Consider the following 22,214-nt stretch of genomic DNA (forward strand, 5'->3'; position numbering starts at 1 on the left):
CCGTATGAGTGAGCAGTTTTGCTCTTACAGCTCTGCTCTTATTTTTTTACATTATATGATGCCAGGGGCAAAAGCCTGAAACCACGATGTGCTTGCACATGAGTGGTTTTATGGCTTAGTGCCCCGCCCGATATGAGCATAAAAGTGGAGCATAAGCTTCACGATATGCGAATATTGGGTAGAATTGCGGGAGTACGAAGTACGAAACAATTCGTATGGCATCATTATTTTTAATAATAACACAATTTTTCTTTACAGGCAACGTGTGGAAAACGCGACACAAAAAAAACTGCCGTACGCGATACGTACGACAGTTTTCTTACATCCCTTTTTTAATACTAGATTGGCAGTTCAAGATAAATATCTTTTCCTTCTTTGATAGAAATAACTACCTTTCCATGTTTTACAGTCACTGCTGCACCTTCTACATTCACTTCCGGAGCAACTGCAGCTTCTTCTGCCAGTGCTTCCTCAGCCGGTACTTCTTCTGTAACTTCTTTGATTCCTTCTACGTTGTCTACAGTAAGTGGACAGAGAGAATCACTTGTCTTTGTAAGTTTTGCTCCCAGTACCTGCTCGATTGTAAGACATCCATCCAGATTTAATAATCCAGAATCTACTAATTCATCAAAGATTGCCGGATCTTCCAGGTTAGCCGGTTCAATTGTAATTCCACCTTCTGCTCTGCAGCAAAGAACTGCCGGGTCTTTTGCATGCGCTTTCGCTGTTTCAGCTGTAATTGACATACTTCATTACCTCCTACATTTACATCTTCTTTTAGTATAAAGCTGTCCTCCGGCAAAATCCAATTGTTTTTTTGTATGGTATTTATTGTTTTTTTCTATATTTCGACATCCGTTTTATTTTACAATCCCTACCATATCCGAAACTTTATCAAAGCCATTCTTCTCCATATATGCACGGATTCCGTCAACCACTTCTTCTGTGATATTCGGATGATAGAAATTCGCTGTTCCTACAGAAACGGCACTTGCACCCGCAAGTAAAAATTCAATCGCATCTTCCGCCGACTGGATACCTCCCATTCCGATGATCGGAATCTTCACTGCCTGTGCTGCCTGATAAACCATGCGCACAGCAATTGGATGCACGATTGGACCTGACACGCCCCCGGTCTTATTTGCAAGTGCAAATGTTTTTCGGTTAATATCAATCTTCATTCCTGTTAATGTATTGATCAGAGAAATTGCATCTGCACCTCCTGCTTCTGCCGCTTTTGCAATCTCCGTAATATCCGTTACGTTCGGTGTCAGTTTCATGATAACCGGCTGTTTTGCAATCTTCTTGATCTGGGCAGTCAGTTTTTCTACATGACCGGCATCCTGTCCAAAAGCGAGAAAGCCTGCATTTACATTCGGGCAGGAAATATTGATCTCCATCATGTCGATCGGTTCATCTGCAAGTCTTTCTACAACTGCAAGATACTCTTCCGGCGCATGTCCGCAGACATTGACAATAATCTTTGTATCGTATTTTTTAAGAAACGGGATATCTCTCTCGCAGAACAGCTCAATTCCCGGATTCTGTAATCCGATTGCATTCATCATGCCGCCGTATACTTCTGCTACACGCGGAGTCGGATTACCGGACCACGGTACATTTGCCACACCTTTTGTTGTTACTGCACCTAACTTATTCAAATCTACAAAATCGGAAAACTCTTCTCCTGATCCAAACGTTCCGGATGCTACAGTAACCGGATTCTTCCATTCTACTCCGGCAATATTCACTCTCATGTCCATTAGATTTCCACCTCCGTAGCAAGAAATACCGGTCCGTCTTTACAGATCCGTTTGTTATGTACATTGCTGTGTGCATCTTTTTCTTTTGATTTGCAGACGCACGCCAGACAGGCACCGATTCCGCATGCCATCCGTTCTTCTAAAGATATATAACATTCAATCTGATTTTCTGCTGCATATGCTTTGATCGCACGAAGCATCGGAGCCGGTCCACAAGCGTAAATAATCTCTGCTTCCAGAGCTGCTTCCCGGATTGCATCCATAACATTGCCCTTTGTTCCTACACTTCCGTCTTCTGTTGCAATATAAACTTCTCCGTTTGCTTCAAACTCTTCTCTCAGAAATGTCTGCGCATCCCGGTAACCGACAATGATCCGCTTCTTTTCACATTCCATTTCCTTAGCAAGCTGTAAGATCGGCGGCACTCCGATTCCTCCACCCATCAGAAATACTTTTTTCCCTTTTGCTTTCTCAAGCGGAAATCCATTGCCAAGAGATCCAACAATATCAATTGTATCTCCCGCCTGCAGTTTTGAAAACTGCTCTGTACCTGTGTTTTCTCCGGTTACCCGGTATACTACACGAAGTTTCTCACTCTCACGGTCTATCTCACAAATACTGATCGGACGCGGCAATAATTTACCTGCGTCATTTGTATACATGGATATAAACTGTCCCGGTTTTGCATTTTTTGCAGCCTTTGTCTGAATCCACATACTGTATATACCGGCAGCCAGCATCTCCTGAGAGAGGACACGTGCCTGTTCTTTTTCCATTTTAGCCATTTATTTTCTCCTTAACCAAGTGCTCCTTTGATATCTGCAACCATGTCTTCTACTGCTGCTCTGGATGCATCTGCAAAATTCTCTGCTCCGAATTTTGCATATTTCTCCTGCTTGTATGCAGCGATGATTCCTCTGGATGAGTTCACGATCGCACCGAGTCCGTCTTCGTTAAAGAAGTGTACAAGATCTTTTCCTTTTCCACCCTGTGCACCATATCCCGGAACAAGAATGTATGCTTTCGGCATGATCTTACGCAGTACTTTACCCATCTCCGGATAAGTTGCTCCAACAACGGCTCCTACATAGCTGTATTCGTCTCCCATTGCTTCTGTGCCCCATGCGGCCACTTTCTCTCCAACCAGTTCATAGAGCGGACGTCCGTCGATCTTCTGATCCTGGAATTCGCCACTGGATGGATTGGATGTTTTAACCAGCACGAAAATTCCTTTCTTCTCTTCTTTGCATACATCCAGAAATGGATTCACACCATCAGATCCAAGATATGGATTCACTGTTGCGAAATCTTCATCAAATGCTGCATAGCTCTTGCTTCCAACTGCAACTTTTCCAAGATGTCCGACTGCATAGGCTGCGGATGTTGATCCGATATCGCCACGTTTGATATCTCCGATCACTACAAGTCCTTTCTCTTTGCAGTAATCTACAGTTTTCTTGAATGCCTGCATTCCCGGAATGCCAAACTGCTCATACATGGCAATCTGCGGTTTTACAGCCGGGATCAGATCATAAGTATTATCTACGATTGCTTTGTTAAACTGCCAGATTGCTTCTGCTGCACCTTCCAGCGTCTCTCCGTATTCAGCAAATGCTTTTTTCTGTACCTGCTCCGGAATATAATTTAACATCGGATCAAGCCCTACTACGATCGGTGCCCCTGTCTTCTTAATGTTTGCTACTAATTTGTTGATCATCCTCTTATTCCTCCTATATTCTCTGTACTGTTACACATCGTAAGATACTCTGCCCTAACACTTGCATGCCGTTGCATACTACACCTTTCTGGTATCCTGATACTCATATACGATTTCACCATCCGCCAGTGTATATTCTACCCGGCCGTATACTTCTCTTCCGTCAAACGGTGTATTCTTCCCTTTGGAAAAGAATGTATTCTTATCAATCTTATAGTTAGCATCCGGATCAAAAATTACAAGATCCGCAATCTTTCCTTCTGCCACTGCTCCTTTTTCAGTAAGCCCCAATATCTGCGCCGGATTATAACTCATCTTCTCTGCCATATCCATAATACTGAGCACGCCTGTCTTCACCAGTTCTGTATAAGTAAGCGCTGCTGAAGTTTCCAGACCTACGATACCAAAAGATGCTTTCTCAATGGAACGGTTCTTCTCTTCTTCAGAATGTGGTGCGTGGTCTGTAGAAATCACATCCATAATTCCATTCTTAAGTCCCATGCGGAGCGCTTCAACATCTTCTCTGCTGCGCAGCGGCGGATTCATCTTGAAGTTTCCATCATCTTCTTTGATATCATCTGAAGTCAGTATAAAATGATGCGGACATACTTCTGCCGTTACCGGAAGTCCTTCTTTTTTCGCCATCTCTACCATCGTCACACTGTCCTTTGTAGAGCAGTGGCACAGATGCAGACGTACGCCTGTCTCTTTTGCCAGCAGGATATCTCTTGCAACGATCACATCTTCTACAGAGTTTGTGATTCCCTTAAGTCCGAGACGCTTCGCATTCTCATCTGCATTCATCACGCCTCCTTCGACCATGGTAATGTCCTCGCAGTGTGCAAATACACTGATTCCTGCCTTCTTCGCTTCTTTCATCCCTTTACGGTATAAAGATGCATTCATTACAGATTTGCCATCTTCACTGATCGCATGGCATCCCGCCGCTGCCATTCCTGCAATATCAGCCAGTTCTTTTCCTTCCTGTCCACAAGTAACTGCGCCAAGCTGGATAACATGTGCCGGTGATTCTTTCACGGCTCTTTCATGCACAGCTTCTACTTTCTCCCGGCTGTCGATCACCGGTTTCGTATTCGGCATCGCACAGATTGTCGTCACACCACCGTGTACCGCCGCTCTTCCGCCTGTCTCCAGTGTTTCCTTGTATTCCAGTCCCGGATCTCTGAGATGTACATGCAGATCAATAAATCCCGGCAACACATAAGTTCCTCTTGCATCGATCACTCTGTCCGCTTTCTCATCGATCTTCTCTGCAATTTTCTGAATTTTCTTTCCTTCTACCAACACATCGTATACTCCATCTTTTTTTGTGAGTGGATCTACAACATGTCCATTTTTAATTAAAACTGTCATATCTATAATCCTTTCTTCCGGAAATGATTTCCCAGGATTTCATTTAGAAAAATTTTCGTTTTTATTCTATCACATGGCATGTTAAAAGGGAATGCCAAAAAAGCATTCCCTTTATTTTCATCGATTATTTTATTTTGTCTTTTACAACAGACACCGCTTTATCAAGCTGATTGTCTGCCTTTGGATCTTTGGCATTATATTTATATTCGATCTTTACATCCGGCGTGATTCCTTTGCCATCAATGTTGCGGCCTTTCGGTGTAAAATACTCGGATGTCGTTAATTTTACGCAGGTGCCATCTTTCAGATCAAACAGATTCTGTACCACACCTTTTCCGTAAGTTTGTGTTCCTATAATCTCAGCTTTGCCATAATCCTGTACTGCTCCGGCAAAAATCTCTGATGCGCTTGCGCTCTGACCATTTACCAGCACAGACATCGGAAGGTTTAACCGGTGTTTTTCATCCGATGTATATTCTTCCTTCTTTCCATTCTTATCCTTCGTGTAAACGATCAGTCCTTTTGGGAGGATGCTGTCAAGAATATCACACACCGTAGAGAGACTTCCTCCCGGATTGTTTCTTAAATCTACGACCAGTCCTTCTATATTCTTCTTTTGCAGCTGTTTCAATGCTTTTGCGAACTGAGCACCTGTCACAGAATCAAACTCTGAAATGGAAATATATCCAATCTGATTTTCCAGCACTTTATATTTCACTGTCTCAACATTGATCACGTCACGTGTAGCTGTCACTTTAATCTTATCACTGTTCGTTCCACGAAGCAGTGTCAGATTGACCTTTGTTCCTTTTTTACCTTTGATCCACGAAACAACTTTGTCCAGATCTTTTCCTGTCACCGTTTTCTCTTCTACTCGGTACAAGATATCTCCAGCCTTAATTCCTGCTTTCTTTGCCGGCGAATCATCGTATACCTGTGTGATCGTGATCACTCCGCTGCTGGCATCCTGCGTCATAACAGCACCGATACCACTGAAAGAACCATCCAGGCTTTCCGACAACTCTTTTGTTTCCTTTTTGTCGTAATAAGCAGAATACTGGTCCCCTAGTCCTTCTACATAGCCTTTGTAAATGCCTTCATTGAGATCTTTCTCTTTTATGTCATGCAGATATGTCTCATCAATCAGTTTTTTCAAATAAGATAACTTCGTCTCTGTATCAGATGATATGATTCCTTCATTGATATGCTGCAGTCCACAGGCTGCAAGGCTCACAACTAATAATGTCAGAAGGGCGCCCGTAAGCGCCCCTTTTATAAATCCTTTTTTATGTTCCACAATCGTCAGTCCTATTCTATAAATATTTCAACGGGTTCACCGGTACTCCGCCGGACATAACCTGGAAATGCAGGTGTGGTCCTGTTGAATTACCCGTTGTTCCTACAATTGCTATATTCTGTCCTTTGCTTACTTTCTGCCCTGCCCGGACGTAAATCTTGTGGCAGTGCATATAGTAAGTAGATAATCCGTTTCCATGATTGATTACGATCAGGTTACCGGCTTTGCCACTGTATCCGGCAGATACTACAGTACCTCCTGCCGCCGCATAAATCGGCGTACCGGTCGGCGCCGCAAAATCCATTCCTTTGTGATTTGTGCTGGCTCCGGCAAGTGGCTGTTCACGATATCCGAAATAACTGGATATGCGACTGTATCCCGGACAAGGATGTGTGAATGTTCCATTACCGGATACGACAGACGCACCCGCTCCGGGTGAATAAGAACTCGCTGCTTCCTGCTTCTTTCTTGCAGCATCTGCCGCTGCCTGTTCAAGCGCGCTCAGCTTGCTTGCATTCTTTTTAATATCCTTTTGGATTCCGGCAATCTCATTCTTCTTATCCGAAAGCATCTGTTTTACAGTACTCTGCTTTGCGATCAGATTATCCTGCATCTTTTCCAGTTCGGCATTCTCTTTTTTCAGGACTTCTTCCTGCGCCTGCACATTCTTTACAACTTTCTGGAACTTTTTCAACATAGTTCTGTCATATGAAGAAATCGTCGATATGTACTCTGCATTATTCAGAAAGTCACTCAACGACTTCGACTGGCAAAGAATCTCGATGAATTTAGCATTGCCATTCTCATACATATATTTGATACGTTTCTTCATGTCTTCATACTGATTGTCTTCATCTACCTGCGCAATCAGTAGTTCATCTTCTTTTTTACTGATCTCATCTTCTTTGGCAGTGATCTTCTTCTTTGTTGTTTCCATCTCATCCAATACAGATTCCAACTGCTCCAGAAGTTTTTTCTTCTCTGCTACTGCCTCTTTTTTCTTCGACTGTAACACCTGCGCTTTTTTCTTAGCGGCACTAATCTTTGATGCCTGTGCCTGCCCTGTCATGCTGAAGCACAGAACACATACCAATAACAGACTGAGGATTCTTTTTCTCTTCTTCATCTGTGTCTCCCTTATTAATTACACCCTTGTGCTATCTGAAGAACCTGTCACTGACAGCTTCTTTCGTACGCTAAAGCAACTAAACTTTCAGATGTTTGCGGATTGTAAATGTACTTCCAAGGAAACCGATACCTACTCCAAGAGCAATACCGACCGGTAAAAGTGTACGGTATACTCTCATTACCGGGAGGAAGTCCACGATATTATTCAGCAGACTGTATCTTGTCATCACATAGCTTACTGCTTTATCATACATAAAATATAACATTACCAGTGGAATGATCGCACCGATCACACCAATCAGAAGACCTTCAAATACGAACGGTGCCCGCACAAAACCGTCCTTCGCTCCGATGTATTTCATGATCGCAATCTCTTCCCGTCTTACTGTAATACCCATTGTTACTGTATTACTGATCAGAAAGATAGATACAGCCAGCAGGATCAAAATAATCGCTGCCGAAATGATACCAACCAGTTTGTTCACACTTGTCAGAGTCTTGGCAACCGTATCTGACTTGTTGACTTTCCGCACACCGTCCAGTTTCTCTGCATAAGATACGACCTGTTTCTGCTTGGATACATCTGACATGTATACTTCATAGTTGTCTGAATTTGCCAGTGGATTATCATTTTTAAATCCCTCTGCCGCTTCTTTGGAATCTCCGAAGTAGTCATCCTGGAACTTATTCCATGCTTCTTCTGCACTGATATAGTTCACTTCCAGAACACCGTCTTCCTTCTTCAGATCCTCTCCGATCTTATCTTTCTGTTCCTGTGTTGCATCCTCGCTAAAAAATACTGTAATTGCAACTCCCTGCTCTGCTTTGTCTACAATGTAATTAAAGTTCATTACAATCGAATAGAATAATCCAAAGAGGAAAATACAAGCTGACATCGTTGCAATGGATGCCATGGAGAACATCTTATTTCTGCCGATGTTCTTCACGCCCTGTTTCATCGAATATCCAAATGTACTAATTCTCATTATTATACCCACCTTTTTTCTCGTCGCTGACGATGACACCCTTCTTCATCGTTACAACGCGCTTTTTCATCTCGTTTACAATCTCCTGGTTATGTGTAACAACAAGTACAGTTGTTCCACGGTCATTCGCCTCTTCAAGAAGCTTCATGATTTCCCATGAGTTCGTCGGATCGAGATTACCAGTAGGCTCATCCGCCAGAAGGATTGCCGGTTCATTCACAATTGCTCTCGCGATTGCAACACGCTGCTGCTCTCCACCGGATAATTCCTTCGGGAATGATTTGTACTTCTGTGCAAGTCCTACAAGGGACAGCGCAGCCGGCACTTTTTTCTTAATGATTCTTGTCGATGTCTCGGTTACTCTCTGGGCAAACGCAATATTCTCATAGATATTTCTATCCTTCAAAAGGCGGAAATCCTGAAATACAACGCCCAGTTTTCTCCGGTACAACGGAATCTTTTTATGTTTCATGCGGTTCAGATTATGTCCATTTACAATGATCGTGCCTGAAGTAGGATCTAACTCCTTCATGATCAGACGAATCAGAGTAGACTTACCGGAACCACTGTCTCCAACAATAAAGACAAATTCGCCCTGTTCAATCTTAAGATTGATACCATTAAGGGCTGCAACCCCTTTTGAGTACTCTTTCGTTACTTCTCTTAATTCAATCATATGTTCCTCCTAATTATTATACTCCAGCAATTTAATATTCCAGCGACTCCATATATTTCATGTATTTTACAACCATCAATGCAATCTTGAATGTAATAGCATCCTCGAATACACGAAGATCAAGTCCCGTACTTTTCTGAAGTTTATCCAAACGGTAAACTAAAGTATTACGGTGAATATAGAGCTGTCTTGAAGTCTCTGACACGTTGAGGTTATTCTCAAAGAACTTATTGATCGTAGTCAATGTTTCCTCATCAAAATCATCCGGTGATTTCCCCTCAAAAATCTCACGGATAAACATCTTGCACAGAGGAATCGGAAGCTGATAGATCAGTCGCCCAATGCCAAGCGCACTGTATGCGATAATATTCTTCTCACCAAAAAAGATCTTACCCACATCAAGCGCCAGTTTGGCTTCTTTGTAAGACTTCGATACTTCTTTGATGTCACTGACAACCGTACCATATGCGATCAGAATGTCCTCTTCTCCGTCATTGCGGAGCAGATTATAGAAATTCTGCGCAATCCTCTCCAATTCTGCATGTCCGTCATTCGGCTCCAGTTCCTTCACAACTATAATATTCTTCTCATCTACCGCTGTTACAAAATCCTTGGCTTTACCGCCAAGAAGTGAGCGCACATTATCAAGGGCACTGCTGTCCTTCTCGTGTTTTGTCTCAATAATAAAGATAACACGTCTTACTTCCGTGTCAATATGTAATTTTTTGGCACGATTGTAAATATCCACCAACAACAGGTTATCAAGCAACAGGTTCTTTATGAAATTGTCTTTGTCAAACCGTTCTTTATATGCTACCAGAAGATTCTGGATCTGGAACACTGCGATCTTGCCCACCATATAGACATCTTCTCCGCCGCCGTTCGCGAGCAGGATATATTCCAGTTGGTGTTCATCAAAGATCTTAAAGAACTGATATCCCTGTACTACCTGACTGTCTGCCGGAGATTCCACAAAAGACAGAATCTCGTCTTCGTAATTCTCCTGTTTTGAAAATGTACTTGCAAGGGCCTTACCATCTGTATCCATAATACAAAAGTCAATTCTAGTAATCCCTTTCAATCCTTCAATCGTGTTTTGAAGTATTTGATTAGATATCATAGGTTATCTCCTCCACTCATTTCAATATGCATTTTCTACAACAAAATTACTCTATCTTAAGTGAATTTGCATATTACTAGACCTATATTAATATATATCAACAAAAAAATAAAGAGGAAATCACAATTTTTTGTTGATTTCCTCACTTTTTTCTTTCTGTATCTGTATGTCTTTTAAATGTCTGCCCCGACATTCCTGTCGCTCTCTGCCTTTTGCTTTTCCATCTCTTTTCTGAAAATTCTCCGGGTAAAGAATCGGGTGACTTTTTCCTTTCCAAAGCTGGTCTCTTTCCACGGCGGAGCTGCTTTTCCCATACCGAAAAGAATTCTCGTATTGAGAAGTGCTCTGTTCTTTGCCGCAAAATCTTCCTGAAGCGGCGAACATAACATAGAAAGTACACAGTCTGTCTCTGCACCATTGATCGCATTCACCAGCATATCATCCGCTCTGTTTTCTGCAGAGACTTTCGCCATCCCAACAATCTGGATTCCTCTATAATAGTGTTCCAGATATTGAAAAAATGCTTCTCCCTCTTCCTGTGTCTCAACAAGAAGATATACCCGCTTATGGTTCTTATGCAAATATCTCAGGAACATCTTCATAAATAAATGATTCTCTGTCTCCTGCAGACAACGCTTCTCTTCCACATCCGCTGCTTCCAGAATTGTCTTGTCTCCTGCCAACACAAGATCGAAACTTCTAAGCTGTTCCTTCGTCTCCTGCTGCAGATCTACATCCATCACTGCATCTACTGTAAGAAGTTCTACAATATTAACCGGATCAGACTCCATGTATCCGACCGCTTCTTTCATAGCTTCTTTGCCTGTGTAATTGTCTATATATATACCTAAAACATTAATCTTGCTGTCCATCTTCTCTGCACCCGCTATATCCCGAATCTTTTACTCTTCTAATCAAGCTTTTCGATTATAGCAAAAGGGCTTTCTGTTTTCAAGCTTTCCCTGTAAATGTTCATACTAATTAACATTCGTAATACTTTTGTTACTTTTACTCCTCTTTCACAGCGCTTTGCTGCTGCCGACGCCTGCGTCCTGCCAGCTTCCCGCCAATCCGTCCGGTTTCCTTGGATGATAAAGATTTCCATCCCTCTGCCAGCACTTTATCAAGCAGTCCCAGCTCCTCTGCTACTTCATATTTCATTTTCTCTTCCGGCGTGATCTGATCCAGCCGTATCGGATCTTTCTTTTTTGCAGTCATAATATTACCCCTTTCATTATTTTGAAAGTATTTCCATAACATTTTTAAAATATTCGTGTAATAACTTTTTTCTATAGTCTGCCAAAAAAGATTCTTATTAGTATGGAACTTATATACCGTGCTATAATAATGTCAGATAGAATTGTGGAATACGAAGTACGGAACAATTCGTATGGCATCTTTTGACCCTGACATCATTATAGCAATAACATCCAGGAGGTATATATATGACACAGGAACAGGCATGGACATTATTGAAAGAATATAATCAGGATGAATTTCATCTGGAACACGCAGACATTGTCGGAAAAACAATGCGCTATTTTGCAGAGAAACTTGGATATGGTGATGAGAAAGATTTCTGGGAAGTCGTAGGGATCCTGCACGACCTGGATTTTGAGAAATATCCGGATCAGCACTGCATCAAAGAGCAAGAAATCTTAAAAGAAAATGGCGCAGATGAAAAAATCATCCACGCCACAGCAAGTCACGGTTATGCAATTACTGTTGACATACAACCGGAACACGAAATGGAAAAGGTGCTTTATGCCGTTGACGAGCTGACCGGACTGATCGGTGCAGTCGTTGTTATGCGACCGTCCAAAAGCGTTCAGGATCTGATTGCCCAGACCATCGAAGCGCTGAAAACATTCCGTCCTTAATTGTAAACTTTTTATTTTCTTTTATGGCAGATGAATTTCTTCGCCAAGGGTAAAGGAATAGATGATCTTTTCTTTTACGGTTTTACCGGTCGCCTGTTCCAGTGCCCTGGCGTAGTAATCAAGCTGTCCATGATAACGTTCTACAAGTTCTCTGCTTTCACGGACACGGTCTGTCTTATAATCCAGCACAACCAATCCGTCCTCTTCTTCAAAATACACATCTATGATTCCCTGAACAAGAACAAGTTCGCCTTCCTCTTCTTCCTTCCACAGATCCGTTGCCGGCACTCCGAGTACGAATGGCTGCTCTTTAAAGAGGCGGTTTTGTTTTGCACATGCCTGCATCCGTTTTCCGCTGTCTGTCTGTAAAAATTTCAAGAAATCCCGAATGCAGACAGCCTTTCGCATCTCGTCCGTCATCTTCCCATCTTCTGTAAACTTCCTAAGGCAATTTTTCAGTTTCTCAGTATCATAGTCTTCTGCAAAATTCAGAAGCTCCAGTGCACGGTGATAAGCGGTACCTCTGGATGCTCCTGTAAGCGGCACCTCTTCCTCCATAAATTTCGGAAGGATCGGCTGCAGTTCCGTTTCTTCGTAAAGCTGCTCGCTGTCCTCCATTTCTCCGGATTCCTGTAAATAAATCCGTTTCTTTAATTCCGAAACGGAGAATTTCAACTTTCGTGTCTGGCTGTTTTCATATGGATATCTGTACGCAAACTGATTCCTAAGATTTTCATGCATCTCTTCATCATATACACGCTCTGTATCCCAGTCTTCCAGTACACTTCTTTCTATCTGACTCTTCACCTGCGCTTCTGCCTGTCCCGCAATGATGTCATACATATTCAGCACTTTCAGTCTGAGCGGTACAGACCGCGGAGCCCGTAATACTGCCGGCAGTACAAAATCCCAGTACGTTGTCGCTTTGCTCAGACGTAGGAAATCAAATTTCATATCCGACTCTTCCTGCACACTTTCATATTCTGCCTGCTTCTTTTCCAGATTAGATATCGTTCCTGTGATGATCAATTTCTCTTTTGCCCTTGTATAGGCAACATAGAGAACTCGGAGTTCTTCTCCAAGCGAATCCAGTTTTTCTTCCTGCCGGATCGTTTTCTTTAACAGGCTCGCCCGCTTCGTCCGCTGCTTCAGGTCTACAACTTCCAGACCCACACCGAATTTAGAATTCAAAACAACACGGCTGTTAATATCCTGCATGTTAAATCGTTTCCCCATACCGGCTACAAATACAACTGGAAATTCCAGTCCTTTACTTTTATGGATTGTCATAAGACGTACAGTATCTGCCTGCTCTTCCTCGACATTCGCCTCTCCATAATCCACTTCATATTTCTGCAGCTGTTCCATATAGCGCACAAAATGAAACAGCCCTTTGTAACTGGTGCTTTCAAAAGCTTTCGCCTTTTCCATCAGCATATCAATATTGGCTTTTCTCTGGATACCTCCCGGCATTGCTGACATATACATTGCATATCCGGTATCATCCAACACACGCTGTAATAATTCATGCATCGGTGTATACGGCACGATCTCACGAATTTTCTCCATCACCGAAAAGCAGTTTTCCAGTTTGTCTCTAAGCTCTTCTTCCGTTCCTTCTGCTCGGTATCTGCGCACTGTTTCATAAAATGGTTCTTCCGGACATGAGCTACGAATCAGTGCAAGCTCTTTTGCACTGCATCCACCGATTGGTGACGTCAACACTGCCGTCAGTGGCAGATCCTGTCTTGCATTATCCAGCACACGCAGATAGTCCAACAGTACTCCGATCTCCTGTGTGGCAAAATATCCTTCTTTTGTTCCCGCAAACGCCGGGATTCCTTCCTGCCCGAGGATTTCCACAAATACATCTGAAAATCCTCTCGAACTTCTTGTCAGGATCACAATATCGCGGTACTGAAGCGGGCGAAGTTTTCCACTCTCTTTATCTGTCACGCGGAAGTTATCCTCCATCATGGAACGGATTTTCCCCGCAATTGCTCTTGCTTCTATCTCCCTTTCATTGATCCCTTTTACTTTCTTATGATCATTGTCGCGAATATCAGTATCGACAACAAGCACTTCCGTCGCATTTTCTCCGGTCTTTTTATAGTCAGCTCCTACATTTAGCGCTGCATCGTCGTCATAGTCGATCCCTCCTAAATTTTCCGTCATAATCTGACGGAAAATAAAATTCACACTGTCCAACACTTCCTTACGGCTTCGGAAATTCTTATGCAGATCGATCCGCTGTTTTTTACTTTCGTATTTATTGTATGTATTATATTTATCCATGAAAATCTCCGGTCTGGACAGACGGAAACGATAAATACTCTGCTTTACATCACCAACCATGAAAATATTATACTTATCTTCCCATATTGTAGAAACACTTGTAAGAAGCGCTTCCTGGATTAGATTGCTGTCCTGGTATTCATCGATCATGATTTCCACAAACTGTCTCTGGTACTCTTTTGCGATCGATGACGGCACAAGTCTGCCATCCTTTTCTTCTGTCAGAATCTGCAGGGCATACTGCTCCATATCGGAAAAATCAATCATATTTTTGCTTCGTTTTTTCTCTTCAAAGCGATCTGCAAATTTGCATACCAGATCTGCCAGTTCTTCCATCATCGGCGCACTGGCATTTAAGTCTTCCAGCAATTTAAAAGACGGTGCATAGAAGAACTGCTCTTTCATTTCTTTTATGATCTTCTTTGCCGTATCTCTTAAATATTTTACCTGGTTTGCTTTATTCTCAGATACGTTTTCATCTCTGTTGCCCGGAAGCCTTGTCCATTTATAATCCTTGTCCAGCACCGTTGACATCTCAAGAAATGTATCTTTTGATCTTAAACTTTGAATCAACTGCGAATCATTTACCAGCGCCGTCTCATACATATATGGTCCATCAGCTTCTCCGGTACAGATCTTCATTGCCTGCCGAATTTTATTCGCCGCATCCTTAAGATAACGGCTCACCTGATCTTTGATGACACGGATAAATTCTGTCTCTTCCAGTGCATCAAAATCTTTAACCCGGTAGCTTTCTGCACAGTCATGTATCCATTTTTTTGCATCCGGATAACTTCTGGAATATTCGTATATTTTAAGGATCAGTTCTTCGATCTTCTTATCATTCTTTCCATCTCCATATGCAGTCGTAAAATCCAGGAAACGCTGTCTCCCCTCTGTGTATTCTTCTTCCAGCACTTCTCCGAGCACATCATGACACAAAAGCTTAAGCTCCCCTTCCTCTCCGATCCGGAATCCCGGATCCAGATGGATTGCATAAAAATGATCCTTGATCACAGACAGGCAGAAGCTGTGGATTGTCGTAATACGTGCATTATGAATCAGTGTTGCCTGCCGTTTCAGATGTTCATTATCCGGCTCTTCTTCCAATTTCTGCTCTATGGCCACACGGATTCTTTCTTTCATCTCCGCTGCCGCCGCCTCTGTAAATGTCACAACAAGTAGCTGGTCTACATCGATCGGCGGCTCATCTTTCGTCAGCATTGTTATGATCCGTTCTACCAGAACTGCCGTTTTCCCGGAGCCTGCTGCCGCCGACACAAGTATATTCCGGTTACGCAAATCAATTACTTTCTGTTGTTCCGGCGTCCATGTCACACCCATTACTGCTCCTCCTTGCTGTTCTTTTCTTTATCTGGCTGTTCTTCTTTCTCTGCCATTCCAGTTTTTTTAGATTTTTCCGGCTGTTTTAAACCAGTCCCGACTTCTGCTGTCATCTTCTGGATTGCTTCTTCTTTTGATAATTTTTCCAGATTCCGATAATGATAACCCGGAACTTTCAGATCAAATCCGCAAATGTGCCGATATTTACAATAGTCACATCCTGTCTCCGTTCCCTGACGGTACGGCAGAGCAGCAACTTCACCATCTGCAATTTTCTGATGGATCTCTTCCACTTTCTTCTGGGCATATCGCATCAATGTATCAAAATCTGTCTCTGAAGCCACTTTGGATGTTTTGGAAAGCGATCCCGATTTTGTATATTTAACCGGAACTGCAACAGAATCACCAGACTGTATTTTCTGTAAATGTTTAAGATTCTCACCGGACAGATTGACCAGACCATCCGGACGGAGTACTTTTAACATCTCCTTTTCCATCTGTTCTTTCTTTTCTTCTTCCGTTCCACGCAGGACTTCATCCATGACTTTTCCATCCAGAAGCGGATCCTGAATACGGTAATAAAATACGCCCGATGGTACAATCTCTTTTCCCGGATGTCTTTTCTCTTCTCTTTCCACTGCCGCCTTTATATAAACCATCAGCTGAAGCTGCAATCCCTGATACAGCGAAACTACATCAAATTCTTTGCTGCCGGTTTTATAGTCCATAACTTTCACATAAACTTTATCCTCATCCTCACAGGTATCGACACGGTCAATTTTACCATTTGTAAAGCGGACTTCATATGCAGAAGGCGCAAAATCCCCCTGTGCAAGCTGTTCTGTCAGTGCCCAGATCGTGCGTTCCAGCATTCTCTTCATACGCTCTACAAGATATTCGTTCCGCGATGAACTGTAGAGAACCGAATTGCCATAGTCTGTAATTGCCTCATCCACCGACTCATCAATATATTGCTTTCTTATTTTATTTTCAACTTCTGTCCAGCTCTCTCCGGTGTGCTCCAGTTTTCTTGAGTACAGTTCCAGTGCACGGTGACACACATTTCCAAAATCCACAGACTGGAAATCATATTCCGGCCGTTCTTTCAGACGGAGCCCGTATGTCAGAAAATGTGCGAATGCGCAGATACTGAACCGCTCCATTCTCGATATACTATCTGTAAAATATTTTCCATATAACTTCTCTGCCACCTGTCTCGTAAGTCCATCCATCGGCATACGGTAATAGCCGGCTTCCAGTAAGCTTTCTACTGTCTGCTGCCATTCTGGATGTTTCTTATACCAGGTGTACAGTTCACACCAGAGTGGATCAAGTTCTCCATTACTTTCCTGCAGCCCCCGTATCAGACAGGTGATTCCCAGCTTCTCGGTAAATTCCCTCTCTGCGAAGCTTTTTTCTTCTTCCTCTATGATCTTCATGTCCGGATACATTTTTCTTAAATCTTGCATCAGATACGCCGGTCGCATATTTTTACCATCGGAAGATACCTTGCTATAGAATATATCCAGCTTTTCCGATGGTTTTGTAAGATTCATATAGAGATAATACTTCTGTACATATGCCCGCTCTTTTCCACCCGGAGCCAGAGCCAGCTTCTGGTTCTGGAACTGTTCCCTGTCCGGCTCTGACAACAGACCGGTACGCAGAAGATTTCCCGGAAGATGCAGATCATTTGCCCCGACAAAGAGAAGTGCACGGATGTCTTTCAGACGCGTACGCTCCATATCTCCGATCACAACCTGGTCAATACTTGGCGGGATGACACCGACACGTGCCTCTTCCAGCCCTGCATCCAGCAATTTGCAATATTCATTCAGGCTCACCTGTTCATCACCGAGAAGCTCGACAAATTTATCAATCAGTTCGATAACAATCCGATAAACCTGTGCATATTCTTTCGCAAGTGCCAGTTCACCATTCTCACGGAATTTTTGCTCCTGCTCTGCGATCCGCTCCTGCAACTGCTCCTGCACCATAAATTCATACAATGCCATTGTAATATCTTTGACAGTTTTCCTCCGCTGCTTTAATACAAAGACGAAATTATCTACTTTTTCTACGAATCTGGTGCGGTAATGGTTCAGTCGTTCCAGATCCTCTTCTTTCATATCTTTTAATCTGCGGATCCATTTCTCCTGCCACCGTTTATAGCCTTTGATTCCCATACCGATGACATAATTTTCCAGTTCGTCCACTTCATCATGGGTAAATCCCGCCAGATTCGTACGCAGAAAACGAAATACACTTTCATATGTAAAATTCTGTTCTGCCATTCCAAGGAGACTTCGTATATACTCTACGAATGAATTTAACAGGATACTTCTCTTGTGATCCATAAATACCGGGATCTCATACAGCGCAAATGCCTGTTCCAGCGCCTCGGCATACATCTCCATATCGCTGACGATCACAGCAATCTCACGGCAGCGATATCCATTCTCCCGCATATAAGCGCGCACCTGCTGCGCCGCCGCAAGTGCTTCTTCCCCCGGCTCTCTCGCCACATGGATCTTAACCGCATCCTGCTCTCCTTCATAAGTTTCTTTCCGATAGCGGAAAAGATTTCTTTCCAGAAATGCAAGTGCCGGATTATCACGGAAACGATACGGAATCTTATCAAACAGCTCCATGGACTCTTCGATCTTGATCTGATTTTCTTTCGCCAGCTGTATCATGGATGTAACCATATGTTTACTAAGCGCAAATAACTGATATGGATGTTCATAGCGGTACGGATCTTCCGCCGGATCGATCGTTACAGTGATCATAACTTTCCGACAATGCTTCATCAGTTCTCCAAGCAAGCGGTTCTGTACCGGTGTAAATCCGGTAAATCCATCCAAAACGATCGTACTGTTTTTTAATATTTCCGATTTACATACGACACGGCTTAATACGTCCAACAGTTCTTCCTTGGAAATATACCGTTCTTTCAGATAGTCCTGAAACCCGCGGTATAGAACTTTCATATCTGCCAGCTTATAATACAGTCTTGACTCTCTGCCGGCATTTTCCATCACACGGTCAATCTCTTCTTCCCCGATATCATACTGTGCAAATTCCGACAGCACCGATTTGACTTCACTAATATATCCAAGCTTGCGAATGTTGCCGCGGAGCATCTGTAATTCATTTTCATGATTGCCTGCAATCTTACGCAGGATCAGATTTTTTCCCTCATCATCCAGCACCGGCAGTGTACCGGCTCCTGTCTCTTCAAATATACGGTATGCAAGACGCACAAAACTTAATACATCGATGTTCATGATTGCGTGTCTGTCATGCATCGTCACAAGATCTTTTTGCGTCTGCATCGTAAACTGCTCCGGTACAAGAACAATAAAATTCTCCTCCGGATGCGCTTTCGACTCAGCGATCACATTCTTATATAATTGATAAGTTTTTCCGGACCCCGATGGTCCCAATACAAATTTTAAAGGCATAGGTTTTCCTCCTATGCCTTAGTATATCTTATTAGATGGTACAAATCTACCCCACACATTTTTATAAAGCTCTTAACTTCTCTGCAAATTCATTGCTCAGAGTCATCTTCGCAACATAGAAAACATCTCCTGTCATATAGACATTCCAATCATCTTCTACTTCTACCTGTAATTCTCCACCCGGCATATGCACGATCACTTTGCTGTTCGTCATGCCCAGTTTGTATGCAACTCCGGCTGCCGCACACGCTCCTGTTCCGGATGCAAGTGTGTAACCTGCGCCTCGCTCAAAGATTTCAATCGCAATATTTTCTTTGTCGATCACTTTCATAATCTGTGTATTAATACGATTTGGAAAATATCTTGCGATCTCTGCATAGTCACCAATCTTCGTAACAAGTGGTTTGGAGATCTCGCGCATCGGAATTACACAGTGCGGATTACCGATATTTACACAGGTAACCGGATATAACGTACGTCCGAATACCATATCTTCATTAATGACTTCTCTTCGTTCTCCAGTTACCGGAATATCATCACTCCAGAATGAAAGTTTTCCCATGGAAACGCGAAGTCTGCTACCATCTTCATTTAAAAATGTTACTTCAACCGGTCCGTTTCCTGTATATAATTTAAAATTCTTTTTCTGTACATAACTTGCATCTTTGAGATATTTTGCAAAAATACGGACACCATTTCCACTCGTCTCGGATTCGCTTCCGTCTGGATTCCATACTTTCACATACATTCCGTCTTCTTTTAAAATCGGTCCCTCAAGAACTCCATCAGAGCCAAGTCCCGCATTTCTGTCACAGATCCTCCGGACATTTCTTTCATTTAATTCCAGCTCATTTTTATTTGGATCAAATACAACATAATCATTTCCAAGTCCATGATAACGCTCTAATACAACTTTCATAACATACCTCCGGTTTGCAGAAATCTTGTGATTTCTTTTTCTCATAGCTTCTGTACTCATCATAGCAGGCATGATTTTCCTTTTCAACGCAAATATTGCTATTTGCATTGCAAATCGTGCTATTTTATTCTATGATATAAGAAAAAACGACAAAAGGAGCATTTCTCCATGGACACATATATGAAAAAAGGCTATCTGAACAGTGAATTCCGGCTTTTTCACCTGACGGACCGTGAGACGAAGGAAGTCGAATACCATTATCATGACTTTAACAAGATCACGATTTTTATTAAAGGAAAGGTCAACTATATGATTGAAGGAAAATCCTATGATTTAAAACCTTATGATATCGTTCTAGTCAATCATAATGATATTCATAGACTCGAAGTGGATAATTCGGTTCTTTATGAACGTATTATTGTTTATATTGCACCGGGATTTATCCAAGCTTATAAAAATAAGGATTATGATCTGAGTTTCTGTTTTCAGCGTGCCGCAAAAGAACATTCTAACGTGCTTCGTATTCCATCACTCGAAAAAAGCTCTCTTTTCCGCTCCATTACCCGGCTGGAGAAATCTTTCTCTGATGATAGTTATGCTTCTGGTCTGTACCGGCAGGTATTATTTCTGGAATTTATGATCCACTTAAACCGTGCCGCCCTGAAAAACAGGCTGGAATTTATTGATACAGATAACTGCAATGCAAAGATTATCCATATTCTTGACTACATTAATAATCATCTGAGTGAAAATTTGAATATTGATATTCTTGCTGAACATTTTTATATCAGCAAATATTATATGATGAGACAGTTCAAGCAGGAAACCGGTTATACCATCGGGAATTACATTGCCCAGAAACGGCTCCTGCTCGCAAAAGAAATGCTCCTGTCCGGCACTCCTGCCGCACAGGTATGTTATGACTGCGGTTATCACGACTATTCCACGTTCCAGCGTGCATACCGCAAATTATTTTCTGAATCTCCGAGTCAGACAGTGACCCTCGAGTAAAGTTCTGCCGGGACATAGGCTCTTACAAAGATACCATCCTCCTGATACTTCTCTTCCAGCAGCTCTCCGTACTTGCGGATGAGCTGGATCTTTGCCGCATCCCGGTACTCATACAGGCATTCAAGAAATACTTTCTGCTCTCTTAACACCGCTTCCATCGTATCTGTCAGGTCGGTAAGTCCGGCTCCTGTCTTTGCTGAAATTTTAACCGTATAATCTGCTTTAAAATCCCGGATCAACGGTGCATCTTCTAACTTGTCCTGTTTATTGAACGCCGTGATGATCGCTTTGTCTTTTACACCAAGATTCGATAATGTCTCATACACGGTGTACATCTGACTGTCCATCTGTGGACTGGATGTATCTACTACATGCAGGATTACATCCGCATATTTTGCTTCTTCCAGTGTACTCTTAAATGCTTCGATCAGATGATGTGGAAGTTTTTTAATAAATCCGACTGTATCTGTCAGAAGTACTTCCTGACCTCCCGGCAATTTTAAACCTCTTGTTGTCGGGTCTAATGTTGCAAACAGCTTATCTTCCGCCAGAATATCCGCTCCCGTTAACCGGTTAAGAAGTGTAGACTTTCCGGCATTCGTATATCCAACGATTGCAACTACCGGCACATAACTTTTGCTTCTCTGCTCTCTTGTCACTTCACGGTGGCGTTTTACTTCTTTTAATTCCCGGTTCAATGCTGCAATCCGGCTTTTAATGAGACGTCTGTCCATCTCCAGTTTCTTCTCTCCCGGTCCTCTCGTTCCGATACCGCCGCCAAGTCTTGACATTGCCGTACCAAATCCGGTCAGCCTTGTCTGCCGGTACTTTAACTGTGCCAGTTCTACCTGAATCTTACCTTCACTTGTAGAAGCTCTGGCTGCAAATATATCCAATATAAGAAGTGTACGATCCATCACCTTCACATTCAGTTCATCCTGCAGATTCTTCATCTGTGCCGGTGAAAGTTCGTCATCACAAATAATACCTGTTGCTTCCAGTTCCCATAACAGGTCTTTGATCTCTTCTATCTTTCCTTTCCCAACATAAGTCCCCGGATGCACCTGCTCTCGGTTCTGGATCACACGACCGACCGTTTCTGCACCTGCTGTGGTTGCCAGTTCAGAGAGTTCCGAAAGCGAATCTTCCATGCTTTCTTCTCCCGGAAGTTCCACTCCTACCAGGATCACTCTCTCTTTATCCTGTTTTAATTCTATCATACGAAACCTCTATTTTATCT

18 protein-coding genes are annotated in these 22,214 nt (G+C 42.6%); 2 read left to right on the forward strand and 16 right to left on the reverse strand.

Annotated elements, in window-relative coordinates; all coding sequences use genetic code 11:
• Positions 1 to 338: 338 nt before the first annotated feature.
• The 12 genes from H8S07_RS12585 to H8S07_RS12640 all read right to left on the reverse strand — a co-directional run bounded on the left by H8S07_RS12585 (position 339) and on the right by H8S07_RS12640 (position 11,279).
• Positions 339 to 746 carry a sugar transporter gene (locus H8S07_RS12585; protein WP_186856139.1) on the reverse strand — a complete coding sequence of 136 codons (408 nt, stop codon included), beginning with the start codon at positions 744 to 746 and terminating at the stop codon, positions 339 to 341.
• 114 nt (positions 747 to 860) lie between these two features.
• The gene (locus H8S07_RS12590; RefSeq protein ID WP_021861342.1) at positions 861 to 1,763 is read right to left on the reverse strand and encodes a dihydroorotate dehydrogenase; all 903 of its coding nucleotides are present in this window, start codon (positions 1,761 to 1,763) and stop codon (positions 861 to 863) included.
• Positions 1,763 to 2,548, reverse strand: coding sequence for a dihydroorotate dehydrogenase electron transfer subunit (locus tag H8S07_RS12595; protein ID WP_186856140.1), 786 nt, complete (start codon positions 2,546 to 2,548; stop codon positions 1,763 to 1,765). The genes H8S07_RS12590 and H8S07_RS12595 overlap by 1 nt, the downstream gene beginning before the upstream one ends.
• An 11-nt stretch (positions 2,549 to 2,559) precedes the next feature.
• A complete protein-coding gene (pyrF, locus tag H8S07_RS12600) occupies positions 2,560 to 3,480 on the reverse strand; it encodes an orotidine-5'-phosphate decarboxylase (protein WP_021861340.1) in 921 nt (306 codons plus the stop codon).
• 78 nt (positions 3,481 to 3,558) lie between these two features.
• Positions 3,559 to 4,854, reverse strand: coding sequence for a dihydroorotase (locus H8S07_RS12605; RefSeq protein ID WP_021861339.1), 1,296 nt, complete (start codon positions 4,852 to 4,854; stop codon positions 3,559 to 3,561).
• A 124-nt stretch (positions 4,855 to 4,978) separates the two neighbouring features.
• Positions 4,979 to 6,151, reverse strand: a complete 1,173-nt coding sequence (locus H8S07_RS12610; RefSeq protein ID WP_118288790.1) for a S41 family peptidase — start codon at positions 6,149 to 6,151, stop codon at positions 4,979 to 4,981.
• Positions 6,152 to 6,167: 16 nt separating this feature from the next.
• Positions 6,168 to 7,277, reverse strand: a complete 1,110-nt coding sequence (locus H8S07_RS12615) for a murein hydrolase activator EnvC family protein (protein ID WP_186856141.1) — start codon at positions 7,275 to 7,277, stop codon at positions 6,168 to 6,170.
• 79 nt (positions 7,278 to 7,356) lie between these two features.
• Positions 7,357 to 8,265: a permease-like cell division protein FtsX gene (ftsX, locus tag H8S07_RS12620; protein WP_118520675.1), complete on the reverse strand. Its 909-nt coding sequence runs from the start codon at positions 8,263 to 8,265 to the stop codon at positions 7,357 to 7,359.
• On the reverse strand, positions 8,255 to 8,941 hold the full coding sequence (gene ftsE, locus H8S07_RS12625) for a cell division ATP-binding protein FtsE (protein WP_021861335.1): 687 nt from the start codon (positions 8,939 to 8,941) through the stop codon (positions 8,255 to 8,257). Before ftsE ends, ftsX begins: the two co-directional genes overlap by 11 nt.
• Positions 8,942 to 8,972: 31 nt before the next feature.
• Positions 8,973 to 10,061 (reverse strand): PucR family transcriptional regulator, encoded by a 1,089-nt coding sequence (locus H8S07_RS12630; protein WP_117538406.1) that lies wholly within the window; start codon positions 10,059 to 10,061, stop codon positions 8,973 to 8,975.
• A gap of 173 nt (positions 10,062 to 10,234) precedes the next feature.
• A complete protein-coding gene (locus H8S07_RS12635) occupies positions 10,235 to 10,933 on the reverse strand; it encodes a WecB/TagA/CpsF family glycosyltransferase (RefSeq protein ID WP_117538405.1) in 699 nt (232 codons plus the stop codon).
• A gap of 136 nt (positions 10,934 to 11,069) precedes the next feature.
• Positions 11,070 to 11,279: a small, acid-soluble spore protein, alpha/beta type gene (locus tag H8S07_RS12640; protein WP_118520677.1), complete on the reverse strand. Its 210-nt coding sequence runs from the start codon at positions 11,277 to 11,279 to the stop codon at positions 11,070 to 11,072.
• 227 nt (positions 11,280 to 11,506) lie between these two features.
• Between H8S07_RS12640 and H8S07_RS12645 the strand changes: the two genes are divergently transcribed.
• On the forward strand, positions 11,507 to 11,941 hold the full coding sequence (locus H8S07_RS12645) for a hydrolase (protein WP_186856142.1): 435 nt from the start codon (positions 11,507 to 11,509) through the stop codon (positions 11,939 to 11,941).
• A gap of 21 nt (positions 11,942 to 11,962) precedes the next feature.
• Here H8S07_RS12645 and addA read toward each other — a convergent pair whose 3' ends face one another.
• From addA to dapF, 3 genes are all read right to left on the reverse strand, one after another.
• The gene (addA, locus tag H8S07_RS12650; protein ID WP_186856143.1) at positions 11,963 to 15,580 is read right to left on the reverse strand and encodes a helicase-exonuclease AddAB subunit AddA; all 3,618 of its coding nucleotides are present in this window, start codon (positions 15,578 to 15,580) and stop codon (positions 11,963 to 11,965) included.
• Complete coding sequence (locus H8S07_RS12655; protein ID WP_186856144.1) at positions 15,580 to 19,044, reverse strand: PD-(D/E)XK nuclease family protein; 3,465 nt, start codon at positions 19,042 to 19,044, stop codon at positions 15,580 to 15,582. Before H8S07_RS12655 ends, addA begins: the two co-directional genes overlap by 1 nt.
• Before the next feature lie 61 nt (positions 19,045 to 19,105).
• Entirely contained in the window at positions 19,106 to 19,963 is an 858-nt protein-coding gene (gene dapF, locus H8S07_RS12660; protein ID WP_021861328.1) for a diaminopimelate epimerase, read from the reverse strand.
• A 168-nt stretch (positions 19,964 to 20,131) separates the two neighbouring features.
• Here dapF and H8S07_RS12665 point away from each other — a divergent pair, with 168 nt between their 5' ends.
• Positions 20,132 to 20,974, forward strand: coding sequence for an AraC family transcriptional regulator (locus tag H8S07_RS12665; RefSeq protein WP_021861327.1), 843 nt, complete (start codon positions 20,132 to 20,134; stop codon positions 20,972 to 20,974).
• Here H8S07_RS12665 and hflX read toward each other — a convergent pair.
• Positions 20,953 to 22,194 carry a GTPase HflX gene (gene hflX, locus H8S07_RS12670; protein WP_117538401.1) on the reverse strand — a complete coding sequence of 414 codons (1,242 nt, stop codon included), beginning with the start codon at positions 22,192 to 22,194 and terminating at the stop codon, positions 20,953 to 20,955. The genes H8S07_RS12665 and hflX overlap by 22 nt on opposite strands.
• Between the last annotated feature and the right edge of the window lie 20 nt (positions 22,195 to 22,214).

The organism is Dorea hominis (assembly GCF_014287705.1).
Classification (GTDB): Bacteria; Bacillota; Clostridia; order Lachnospirales; family Lachnospiraceae; genus Dorea_D; species Dorea_D hominis.